Origin of the sequence: Streptomyces sp. ADMS (assembly GCF_033441795.1) — a bacterium.
Taxonomy (GTDB): Bacteria; Actinomycetota; Actinomycetes; order Streptomycetales; family Streptomycetaceae; genus Streptomyces.
The window spans coordinates 26,176-37,137 of record NZ_JAVFVX010000013.1 but is presented as its reverse complement, the minus strand read 5'-3'; the positions used below and the strand labels follow the sequence as shown (position 1 = coordinate 37,137).

At 71.2% G+C, this 10,962-nt stretch carries 8 protein-coding genes and 1 pseudogene; 1 reads left to right on the top strand and 8 read right to left on the bottom strand.

Going from position 1 to position 10,962, the window contains the following annotated elements:
* Nucleotides 1-14: 14 nt before the first annotated feature.
* The 7 genes from RB628_RS08680 to RB628_RS08650 all read right to left on the bottom strand — a co-directional run bounded on the left by RB628_RS08680 (nucleotide 15) and on the right by RB628_RS08650 (nucleotide 10,170).
* A complete protein-coding gene (locus RB628_RS08680; RefSeq protein ID WP_318319724.1) occupies nucleotides 15-1,319 on the bottom strand; it encodes a M20/M25/M40 family metallo-hydrolase in 1,305 nt (434 codons plus the stop codon).
* Nucleotides 1,312-2,145: a M55 family metallopeptidase gene (locus RB628_RS08675; protein ID WP_318319723.1), complete on the bottom strand. Its 834-nt coding sequence runs from the start codon at nucleotides 2,143-2,145 to the stop codon at nucleotides 1,312-1,314. Before RB628_RS08675 ends, RB628_RS08680 begins: the two co-directional genes overlap by 8 nt.
* 225 nt (nucleotides 2,146-2,370) lie before the next feature.
* A complete protein-coding gene (locus RB628_RS08670; RefSeq protein ID WP_318319722.1) occupies nucleotides 2,371-3,222 on the bottom strand; it encodes a hypothetical protein in 852 nt (283 codons plus the stop codon).
* Nucleotides 3,223-3,526: 304 nt separating this feature from the next.
* Nucleotides 3,527-4,252 carry a class I SAM-dependent methyltransferase gene (locus RB628_RS08665; protein ID WP_318319721.1) on the bottom strand — a complete coding sequence of 242 codons (726 nt, stop codon included), beginning with the start codon at nucleotides 4,250-4,252 and terminating at the stop codon, nucleotides 3,527-3,529.
* 228 nt (nucleotides 4,253-4,480) lie between these two features.
* On the bottom strand, nucleotides 4,481-6,940 hold the full coding sequence (locus RB628_RS08660) for a SpoIIE family protein phosphatase (RefSeq protein WP_318319720.1): 2,460 nt from the start codon (nucleotides 6,938-6,940) through the stop codon (nucleotides 4,481-4,483).
* Between the two features lie 199 nt (nucleotides 6,941-7,139).
* Entirely contained in the window at nucleotides 7,140-9,563 is a 2,424-nt protein-coding gene (locus tag RB628_RS08655; RefSeq protein ID WP_318319719.1) for an MFS transporter, read from the bottom strand.
* A 163-nt stretch (nucleotides 9,564-9,726) separates the two neighbouring features.
* Complete coding sequence (locus tag RB628_RS08650) at nucleotides 9,727-10,170, bottom strand: SRPBCC family protein (RefSeq protein WP_318319718.1); 444 nt, start codon at nucleotides 10,168-10,170, stop codon at nucleotides 9,727-9,729.
* 204 nt (nucleotides 10,171-10,374) lie between these two features.
* On the opposite strand from RB628_RS08650, the pseudogene RB628_RS08645 reads away from it, so the two are divergent.
* Nucleotides 10,375-10,479, top strand: a pseudogene (locus RB628_RS08645) (radical SAM protein); the annotation flags it as partial.
* 14 nt (nucleotides 10,480-10,493) lie between these two features.
* Here RB628_RS08645 and RB628_RS42540 read toward each other — a convergent pair.
* Nucleotides 10,494-10,829 (bottom strand): DUF6415 family natural product biosynthesis protein, encoded by a 336-nt coding sequence (locus RB628_RS42540; RefSeq protein ID WP_412180619.1) that lies wholly within the window; start codon nucleotides 10,827-10,829, stop codon nucleotides 10,494-10,496.
* Nucleotides 10,830-10,962 lie beyond the last annotated feature (133 nt).

Below are 10,962 nucleotides of genomic sequence, written 5' to 3'. Positions count from 1 at the left end.
GTCTTCCCCACTCGCTAGGCCGTCCGCAGGAACCGGTCGAGTACCCGAACGCCGAAATGCAGCGCCTCGACCGGGACACGCTCGTCGACACCATGGAAAAGTGCCTGGTAGTCGAAGCCCTCGGGCAGCCTGAGCGGCGCGAATCCGTACCCGGTGATGCCGAGCCGCGAGAACTGCTTGGCGTCGGTGCCACCGGACATGCAGTACGGCACCACGAACCCCTCGGGCGCGAACTCCTCGACGGCAGCGCGCATTCGCTCGTACGTGGGCGAGTTCACGGGCGCCTGCAACGCCACCGAGCGATGGTGGAACTTCCACTCCACGTCGGGGCCGGTGAGTTCGTCGAGGGTCGTGCGGAACTCGTCCTCGCAGCCGTACAGAAAGCGCCCGTCGACGTACGCGACGGCCTCGCCGGGGATCACGTTGACCTTGTAACCGGCGTTCAGCATGGTCGGGTTGGCGCTGTTGCGGATGGTCGCCTCGACAAGCCGGGCGGCGGGCCCGAGCTTGGTCAGGAGCCCGTCGACGTCGTCGAGGTCGGGTTCGATCCCGTGGAGGGCGGCCAGTTCGGTGAGCGCGGCCCGGACGGTGGGTGTGAGGCGCAGGGGCCACTCGTACGCGCCGATGCGGGCGACGGCGGCGGCGAGGCGGGTGACGGCGTTGCTGTGGTTGACCTTCGAGCCGTGTCCGGCGCGTCCCCGGGCGGTCAGTTCGAGCCAGGCGGTGCCGCGCTCGCCTGCTGCGATGGGGTACAGGTGCCGTCCGCCGCCGTCGTGGAAGGTGAACGCCCCGGACTCGCCGATCCCTTCGGTGCAGCCCTCGAACAGCGCCGGGTGCTCGGCGGCCAGGAACTCGGAGCCGTCCTCGGCGCTGTCCTCCTCGTCGGCGGTGAACGCGATCACGATGTCGCGACGGGGCCGGACGCCCTGCCTGGCCCAGTCCCGGGCGACGGCGAGGATCATCGCGTCCATGTTCTTCATGTCGACGGCGCCCCGCCCCCAGACGACGCCGTCGCGGATCTCCCCGGAGAACGGGTGCACGCTCCAGTCGTCGGCCCGCGCGGGCACGACGTCGAGATGTCCGTGCAGGAGCAGCGCGTCGGCGGCGGGGTCGGTGCCCTCGATACGGGCGACGACGTTGGTGCGTCCCCTGGTCCGCTCCAGAAGCGTGGGTTCGAGGCCTGCTTCCGCGAGCAGTGCGGCGGCGTACTCGGCGGCGGGCCGCTCCTGGCAGTCGCCGCCGCCGTGGTTGGTCGTGTCGATCCGAATGAGATCGGAGGTGAACGACACCGCCTCGTCGAGAGCCTGCTGCTCAGCCATACTGCTCCTCCACCGCGGCCGAGACGATCGTCGTGACCGCCTTGAAGGTACGAATGCCCTCGTACATTGTGCCGCTGGTGTACGCCACTTTCCGCTCCCCGATCCGCACGACGCCGGGCACGACGGTGGCGGCCATGGCGAGATGCTCGGCGTCGAACTCCAGCGCGAGGGTGAACGGCCCCCCGGCGACGGGCTCATGGCGCACGGCCAGCGCGGCGGCCTCCTTCGCGGCGGCCCGGATGCCGGCGGCGGTCCTGGCGGGCGTCCGGCACACGGCGGCGTACCGCGACACATGGTCCTTGACGGCGACCTTCAGCGCCTCGGGCGCGTATCCGAGCGCGTCCTCGCAGGCGAGGTCGTCGCCGGTGACGAGGACGACGGGCACGCCGTACTCGGCGACCACATGGGAGTTGAGGAGCCCTTCGCTGGCCCGTACGTCGTTCACCCACACGCCGGTGATGGAGTTGGCGAGGTAGGTGTGGGCGAGGACGCCCTCCATGCCGGCGCCCGTGTGATAGCCGACGAAGGCGATCCCGTCGACGTCACCGTGCTGTACACCCTCCACCATGGACAGCGACTTGTGGCGCCCGGTGAGCATCTCCACCCGCTCGTCCAGCCGTTCGAGGAGCAGATTGCGCATGGTCCAGTGGGCCTCGTTGACCAGCACCTCGTCGGCGCCGCCGTCGAAGAAGCCGAGCACGGCGGCGTTGACGTCCGAGGTGAACATCGAACGGCAGCGCTCCCATTGCGGGGTGCCCGGCAGCACATCGGCGGGCCAGGTCACGCCGGTGGCGCCCTCCATGTCGGCGCTGATGAGGATCTTCATCGTGAAACAGTCCCGTCGCAGGTCAGCGGCTCGCTGTCCGAACGTTACGCGCCGGGCTCCGTCCCGACCAGGAAGCACCGCTCGGGCCTCCCTGGTGAACTCACGGATCTCCTCACCGAACCGTTCAGTAGCCAGGGCCACGGCGACAGCCCCGCCTCCCTGCGGAGACGGGGCTGTCAGGCAGGCTGCCGCGCTACGGGACGAGGGTGGCCCCTCGGCTCCCGGTCAGGAGCTGCGGGTGCGTCGGGCCAGGTACAGCGCCCCGGCTCCGAGGGCGACCACCACGGCCGCCGCACCGGCGATCGTGCCGACCGGCGCGCCGGCGCCGGTCTCCGCCAGCGGCGGGGTGCTCTCGCTGGGCGTGGGGGTGGGGGTGGCGGGCGGCGTCGACTCCGCCGGGGGCACGTCCGGGGTGGTGGGCGGCGTGGTGGAGGTGCCGGGGGTGGTGGGCGGGGTCGACTCCTCGGCGGGCGGCTCGCTGCCCTCGGGGGTGGTGGGGGTCGCGGGCGTGGTCGGCGTGGCCGGGGTGCTCGGCGCCGGCTCCGACGGGGTGGGGGCGGGCGGCTCGGAGGCGCCGGTGTCGCACGGCTTCTCGCCGCCGTTCCAGGCCGCTATGAGGTGGTACGGAGTGACCACGCCGTCGGGCTGGTACGGGGCGGGGCCGTGGCCCTCCCCGGTCTGGCCGTCGTACGTGATGTCGTCGCCGTACAGGTCGATCTGCCCGTAGCAGTCCGGCGTCCTCACGCTCAGCTTCTGCCAGGTCCGCTGCTCGTCGTAGTCGGCGCCGAGGTCGGCGGAGGTGAGGTAGACGGTGTCCTTGTCGACCAGGGTCTGGCGGCCGGAGGTGTTCCAGTTCGGGCCCTCGGTCGTGTACTCGGCCAGGGACACCGGGTACTTGCAGCCGTCCCCGACGGTCTGGCCCGGCGCCAGCCGCACCTCGACGGCGCCGGGAGCGCTGTCCCAGGCGCGGAAGCCGCCCTGCGAGGTCCAGTCGGCGCCGGCGATGCGGTACTGGACGGTGGCGGACCGGCACCCGCCGGTGGTGGCACTCGCCGTGGCCGCCCCGAGTACGGGCACGGCAGCGGCGGCGAAAGCGGTTACGGCGAGGACAGCCAGACTTCTGGGCTGTTGCGAACGCGACAAAATAAGCCTCTGTGGATCGAGAAGTGTGGGAGGTGGCTGGGTGCCAGCGACCGGTGCGGGCGGACACCACGAAGGCGTACGCGACCAGGTCACTCGCATCACTTCGCTCGCTTCAGGCACAGCGAAGTGATCCGAATTCTCGCCACCTTTCACGACTCCCGTCAATCCTTCACGAGTTCCCCACATTCCAGGTTGATCACGGTGGCCCCCGGCCGCCCGGCCCGTGCCGCCGCCCTCCTCACCGCTGCTGCGCCACCACGACCCACTTCGAGGGCAGCACGATGCGGGTTCCCTCCGGCGTGTACTCCGTTGTGGTGAGCGGGAGTTCGCCGCTCGCGAGAACCTCCAGGCCCGCCGCACCGAGGTACACGGGCACGGCCGAGTCCGCCACCTCGCCGGGTGCGATGCCGTGCTCGAGGACCGGGCGCAGCTTGGGCGGCGGGCCCTCGGCGCTCTGGGCGAGGCCCATCAGAATGGGGCGCGCGTCCTGCGACAGCTCGACCAGGAAGGCCCGGCCGCGCTGTCCGATCAGGGTCGCGATCCCGTCGACGATGGCCTGCCGGTCGTCGGCGTCGCACTGGTGGAGCACTCCGCGCATGTACACGTTGGTGTCGCCGAGCTTCCCGTGCAGTTCCTCGACCTCGGCCTTCTCGGCGCAGTCGAGCAGTTCGTACTCGGCCGCGCCCTCCGGGTCGGCGCTGCGGGCACGGTCCAGTGCCGCGGGCGAGAGGTCGGCGCCCACGACCCGGGTGAACCGGTCCGTGAGGAATCGGGTCTGGGTGCCGTTGCCGCAGCCGAGGTCCAGCAGGGGCAACTCGAAGTCGGCGAGGTGCGGTTCGTAGACTGCGAGGTGGAGTCCGGCCGTCAGCATCGGCTCCGAGTCCCAGAAGACGCCCCCCTGTCCGTGGGGAGCCTCGCGCCAGAAGCCCTCCCAGGACTCCCTGTACCCACTCGACACGCTCATGCCCAACTCCCCAGGGTGCGACGGCTGCCCGTCGGAGGTGACGGGCCAGTTCGGTCTACCGCGCCCCGGTTGTGCCGACAAGCGCACTGCGCATACCTTCACGGCTCGTTCGAGAGGTGTACGCCGGTGTGCGCCTCGCACGCCTCCCCCGGCCCCGCGGCACGACAATCCAAACACAGGGCACTGACGATGCCGGAGCCACGCCACCCGTTCCCTGCAGGCGGAGCGTCAGCGGCGACGCGGCAACGTGAGTTCGAACCAGACGGTCTTGCCCGCGACCGTACGGCTCGTGCCCCACTCCCGGGCCAGCGTGCTCACCACACGCAGCCCGCGGCCGAACAGGTCGGTGGGGTCGGTGCTGAGCAGCGTGGGCAGGGTGTGATCGTCGTCGTCCACCTCGCACAGCAGCGTCTCGCCACGCACCAGCCGCAGCTCGACGGGACGCCCGTGCGAGTGCCGTACGGCGTTGGTGACGAGTTCACTGACCAGCACCTCGGCACTCTCCACCAGCCGCTCCAGGCCCCAGTCGTAGAGCTGTTCACGGACCACGGCACGGGCCCGGCCGACCTCGGCCGGGTCGAGGGCGAGCCGCCACTCGGCGACGTCGTCGGGTTCGATGCCGTTGAGGCGGGCCATCAGCAGCGCGACGTCGTCCTTGCGGCCGCCTCGTGTGTTGAGGGCGCGGATGATGGTGTCGCAGGCGTCGTCCATGGAGGCGGCCGGGTGTGCGGCGGACTCACAGAGGGTCGCCAGGCCCACGCCGATGTCCTCACCCCGTACCTCGACCAGGCCGTCGGTGCACATCACGAGCCGGTCGCCGGGCTCCACGCGCACGCGTACCGCCTCGAAAGGCACTCCGCCGACGCCGATGGGCGCGCCGGTGGGCAGGTCGAGCAGCTCGCTCCGGCCGTCCTCCGCGCGTACCACCACAGGCGGGATATGGCCCGCGTTGGCGAGGTGCAGCTCACTCGCGATCGGATCGTAGACAGCGTAGAGGCAGGTCGCGAGGTAGGTGTCGCCGAGGCGCTGGGCGAGGTCGTCGAGGTTGCGCAGGAGCTGGGCGGGCGGCAGGTCGAGGGCGGCCATGGTCTGGACGGCTGTCCTCAACTGGCCCATCATCGCGGCCGAGTTGAGGCCGTGTCCCATGACGTCGCCGACGACGAGGGCGGTGCGGGCGCCCGGCAGCTTCACGGAGTCGAACCAGTCGCCGCCGACCCGGCCCAGCAGCGTGCCGGGCAGATAGCGGGTGGCGATGTCGCAGCCCGACATGCGCGGCGGGATGTGCGGCAGCATGCTGTCCTGGAGGGTCTCGGCGACGCTCTCCTGGTAGGTGTACATGCGCGCGTTGTCGAGCACGAGGCCCGCGCGGGCGGCGAGTTCGGCGCCGGTGACCCGGTCCATGTCGTTGAACTCGACGCGCTCCGGGTGGCGCAGCAGGATCATGAAGCCGAGGACGACGTTGCGTGCCTTCAGCGGTACGACCAGCATGGAGCGGCCCGTGATCAGCGGCCGGATGTCACGCTTCTCGAACTGAGAGGCGATCATGTGCCCCATCTGCTCGCTGATACGCGGCACGAGGACGGGCCGGCCGCTGGTCATGCACTGGAAGAACGGGGTGTGCGCCGGGAACGGCATGGCCTCGCCGACCGGTACGACGTCGTCCCAGCGACCGGGTTCGTCGGTGTGTTCCAGGGCGACGCGGTGCCACATCGTCGTCGTGTCGGGCACGCCCTCGGGGAACCCCTCGCCGGCGACGACCTGCTCGCGCAGATAGGTGCCGGCCACATCCGTGAAGCGTGGTACGACGGCCCTGCTGACCTCGATGATCGTGCGGGACAGGTCGAGCGAGGTGCCGATGCGTCCGCTGACCTCGTTGAGGAACTCCAACCGCTCGCGCACAGCCGCGTATTCGATGTCCTCGACATCGCCCTCAAGGCCGCCGGGCAGGGGTTCGCCGGCCCGCACCGCCCGGGCCGCCCGTTCCCGGCGTGCCTTTCGCTCGGCGCGCCGGGGCACGCCCCAGTCGGGGGTGACCGGGACCAGGTCGTTCTGACTGAACTCCAGTACCGGATAGCCCAGTTCGAGGATCTGGGCGACGATGCGGGCGCTTTCCCCGACGCTCATGCTGGGCAGGATCTCGGGGAGCCTGCCGGCGAGTTCGCCGGCGCCGGGGAAGTTCGTGTGCAGGGCGAATCCGGGCGCGATGCGCTCGACGGCGACGTCGTCGTCCTCCTGGCGCAGTACGCGGGTGTCTGCGGCCAGCACCAGGAGGCGCTCGTGGCCCGGACCCACCAGGGGGTAGGCCCACCACAGCACATCGACGCGGTCGTCGTCGCGCCCCGGCACCGTGAGGCGGGCGCGCCCGGCGGCCGGGTAGGACAGCCGGCCGTCGAGGGAGGACTCCAGGTCGGGTCCGAGGCCGTCGTAGGCCCCGTACGGCGTGTCCTCGTCGTCGGTGTCGGGGAGGGCTCCGGAGACGGGCAGCAGGTCGACGGCGGGCTGCCCGAGCGCTTCCTCCTTCGAGGCGCCGAACAGGCGCCTCGCACCCCGGCTCCAGTGCGAGACCAGGCCTTCACGGTCGACGACGACCACGGCCAGCGGGATACGGCCCGCCGCAGCGTGCTCCGCCGGTGCGTTCTCCCCAGCCCCGCGGCTGCGAGATGCGCCCGTCTCGGTGCCACGGTCCATGGCGCAGGCCCCCTCTTCCCACGGCTCCGCAAGATCTGTGCCGTCGTCACCACCGTACGGCTCCGGTCCGTCGCGATGTGTGGCAATCCGCTAATTGGTCTTGGCCGGTCCACTCCGGCGCACGGACGCGCGACCCACGCGCCCCGCGGCCGGACCGACTGGCCGGTCGGGGCGGCGCGCCGGTGTCCGCACCCGGGCATCAGGCGTCGTGCGCGAGCTGCAGGTCGCGTTCCGTACGGCCGTCGCCGGCCACCTGGAAGACGGTGGCGACCGGCGGGTAACCGGAGGCGATGACCGTGTACTCACCGGAGGCCAGGTCGACGAACCGGAACGTTCCGTCGGCGGAGGTGGTGAGCGTGTCCACGACGTTGCCCGCCGCGTCCAGGAGCGTCACGCGCGCGTCCTCCACGGGCCTCCCCCACCCTCCGGACGGGGGGACCCCCACCTCGCTTCGCTCGCCGCCGGCCCGCACGGTGCCCTCCAGAACGGCGCCGCCCGCGAGTTCGACGTCCTGGCGGGTCTCCCGGGAGGCCCGCACGGTGACCGGGAGTGCGGCCGGGCGGTGCGCGGGGGCGCCGGCGGCCAGGGTGTACTCGCCGGCCACCAGCTCGGTGATGACGTACCCGCCCTCGTGACCGCTGCGCGTGGTGGCGACGACCTCGCCGTGCGCATTGGTGAGCGTGACGGTGGCGTCCCGGACCGGAGTGCCGTCCGCGGTCAGGACCCGGCCCGCCAGGCGCCCCGCGCCGCCGAGGACGATGTCCAGTTCGACGGGCTGCTCGCCGACGGTCACGGAGACCGCCTGCGGCTGGTGGCCGCCCGCGGCGGCGATCAGGACATACGTCCCCGGGCCGGGCGTGAACAGCGCGAACCGCCCGTCCTCCGCGCTCGCGCCGCGCCCGGTCTGCGTTCCCCCGATGTCGATGAGGGTGAGCGCCGCCCGCGGTACGACGGACCCCTCCGGGTGCCGCACGGTGCCGCACACCGGGATTCCGGCCATGTACGGCGCCCGGACCTGCGGGATCGCCGGAGGGATCGAGGGGCCCTCCGAGTCGAGGTCGGCGGAGGCGGTGTGGTGGGACACCAGCGGTTTCTCCTTGAGGAAGAGGGCGATGAGCAGGCCGAGGACCAGCACCGGCACGAGGTACAGGAAGATGCGCGGCATGGCATCGGCGTACGCCCTGATGTAGCTGTCGCGCAGCGCCGACGGCAGTGCGTGGACGAGCTGCGGGGTGATCGAGTCGGGGTCGGGGAGACGGGCACCCGCGCGCGCGGGGAGGCTGTTCTCCAGGGACTCGGCGAGCCGGCTCGCGAAGAGCGTGCCGAAGATCGCGGCGCCGACGCTGCCGCCGATCTGCCGGAAGTAGTTGTTGGCGCTGGTCGCGGTGCCCAGATCGGCGGGGCGCACGGAGTTCTGCACGGCGAGGACCAGGACCGGCATCACCATGCCGAGGCCGGCGCCGAACACGGCCGTCCAGAGGCCGTAGTGCAGCCGGGGCGTGTCCACTTCGAGGCGGGACAGCAGCCACATGCCGAGGACGGACAGGGCACTGCCCAGGACCGGCCAGACCTTGTAGCGGCCGGTACGGCTGACGAGCTGCCCTGAGACGATCGACGCGCCGACGATGCCGGCCATCATGGGCAGCATCAGCAGACCGGACTCGGTGGCGGTGGCCCCGCCGGCCATCTGCAGGAAGGTCGGCAGATAGCCGGCCGCCCCGAACAGCGCCACACCGGTCACCAGGCCCACCAGACCCGTGACGTTGAAGACGGAGTCCCTGAACAGCCGCAGGGGGATGAGGGGTTCGGGCGCGAAGTGCTCGGCGACGAGGAAGAGCACACCGGCCACGACCGCTCCGGCGCCGAGCCCGAGGATCTCGCGCGAGCCCCACGCGTACTCGGTGCCGCCCCAACTGGTCAGCAGCACCAGGCAGGTCGAGGCCACACCGAGCAACAGCGCCCCGAGAAGGTCGAGCCGGGCCTTGACGGCGGGCTTCGGCAGTCTCAGTACGACGGTGACGACGGCCAGCGTCAGCAGTCCGAACGGCACGTTGAACCAGAAGCACCACCGCCAGGAGAGGTGGTCGGTGAAGTAACCGCCAAGGAGGGGCCCCGCGACCGAGGCGACGCCGAACGCGGCGCCGATCAGGCCCATGAAGCGCCCGCGTTCGCGCGGCGGCACGATGTCCGCGATGATCGCCTGCACGCCGATCATCAACCCGCCCGCGCCGACGCCCTGGAGGGCGCGGAAGGCGATGAGCTCGTTCATGGTGCGCGACCAGCCGGCCAGCGCCGAGCCGGCGACGAAGACGACGATCGCGAACTGGAAGACGCCCTTGCGGCCCAGCAGATCGCCGAGTTTGCCGTAGACCGGCAGCCCGACGGTGGCGGTGAGCAGGTACGCGGTGATCGCCCAGGACATCCTGTCCAGACCGTGCAGCTCACCGACGATCTCCGGGAGGGCGGTGGCGACGATCATCTGCTCCAGGGCGGCGAGCAGCAGCGCGAGCATGAGCGCGAAGAACACCAACCGCACCTGGCGCGGGCCGAGTTGTGGGGGCTCGGCCGGGGGTGGCGTGGGTGCGGTCGTCGGTTCGTCCTGTACCGGAGTGACCCCGCCCACGTACCGCTCCCCTCGTCGCACCTACCGCGCAATTCCTGCTTTGGGCGACAACTGCGAGCAAGCGCGACGAGTTACGGCGTACCGGTACACAGGACGGAGATCCACTCGAACCGGTGAGGGGCGCGGGCGGGGGCCAACGCCTCTCGTGAGGTTGCCCCTTGGGCTACTTCTCCACCTCGGCGGCGAACCTGTCGAGGAAGGCGTCGTAGATACGGGCGAGGCCCTTGGGGGCGAAGGTCCTCTCGAAGAAGCCGCCGATGCCCCCGGCGCCGTTCCAGACGCTGGTGACGACGACCCGCGACTTGCCCTCGCCGGCGGGGGTGACGCGCCAGGTGGTGACCATCGAGGAGTTGCGGTCCGTCTCGACGAGCTCGCCGTCGGTGGGCTCGGTGACCTCCAGGAGGCAGTCCCGGACGCGCTTGCTGGTGGCCCGGAGCTTCCAGTGGACGAGAGTGCCCTCGCCGTCGCCGCCCTCGCGCACCTCGTACTCGCTGAACTGCTCGGGCAGCGCCGTCGCGCGCGTGCCGCTGTAATCGGCGAGGGCGTCGAACACCGTCTCCGCGTCCGCCGCGACGATGCGCTCCGTGGTGGCCTCGACCTGCGCCATTGCGTTCCTCCAGCAGCTGGTTCTTCGGGGGTTCGGGCTTGTTCGGGCTCACCCAACCACCCCGCCGCCCGGCCGCCCAAATCGGGGTGCCGCACGGGCTCCGGCGAGGGCACCACCCAGGAGCTTCACAACACTCGAACACGGGATCGCACAATCAAGGGAACATGTGTTCTATTCTGTGGCCAGTGCTACCGAGGAGGTGCCATGCGCTGGGAGAACCTCTCAACGGAGTCCGGCTCCGGCCCGGCCGACGCCGCGCTGTTCGGCGCGGACGCGGTCACCACCCGTACCTTCGACCTCTTCCGCGGTTCTGGACGTGCTCACTAGCTGGCCCCCGGAAGTCCGCTGCTCACGTTCCCGTAGTGTTCACACAGAGCGTTCAGGGACCGGGAGAACCTGCGCGCGTAGCACGACCCCGCCGCTGGCCCCGGGGCCTGGTCCGGCACCGAGCTTGCCGCGGGCTTCGCCCACGCAGGGGAGCGCGCGGTAGCGGGGATGCTCTCCCTGTCGAGTTTCCCAGCGGCCTTCTCGACTTCAGGGATCAGCAGTTCCATGTGTCCGCGCAGGGTGGCGGTGAGCGTGTCCAGCTCGGCGGGGGCCGGCGGCAGGCTGTCCGGTCTGTCGTCCGGGCCGAGCACACGGCGCGCGGTCGCCCGAATCGCCTCCAGGTCGACCGGTGCCCGCTCTGCCGTGCCGGTGGTTGATGGTCTTCGCGGCCTTGTGGTTGGAGCCGGTGGGGTTGCTTCGGGTGCTTTCGGGCCCGGGTTCCGAGTGGGCCTGCTGAAAACGTGG

Bases quoted from the DNA above. Each gene is read 5' to 3' on its own strand.
- RB628_RS08665 (WP_318319721.1), bottom strand. From the start codon at position 4,252: ATGAGCGTGTCGAGTGGGTACAGGGAGTCCTGGGAGGGCTTCTGGCGC.
- RB628_RS08675 (WP_318319723.1), bottom strand. From the start codon at position 2,145: ATGAAGATCCTCATCAGCGCCGACATGGAGGGCGCCACCGGCGTGACC.
- RB628_RS08680 (WP_318319724.1), bottom strand. From the start codon at position 1,319: ATGGCTGAGCAGCAGGCTCTCGACGAGGCGGTGTCGTTCACCTCCGAT.
- RB628_RS08650 (WP_318319718.1), bottom strand. From the start codon at position 10,170: ATGGCGCAGGTCGAGGCCACCACGGAGCGCATCGTCGCGGCGGACGCG.
- RB628_RS08660 (WP_318319720.1), bottom strand. From the start codon at position 6,940: ATGGACCGTGGCACCGAGACGGGCGCATCTCGCAGCCGCGGGGCTGGG.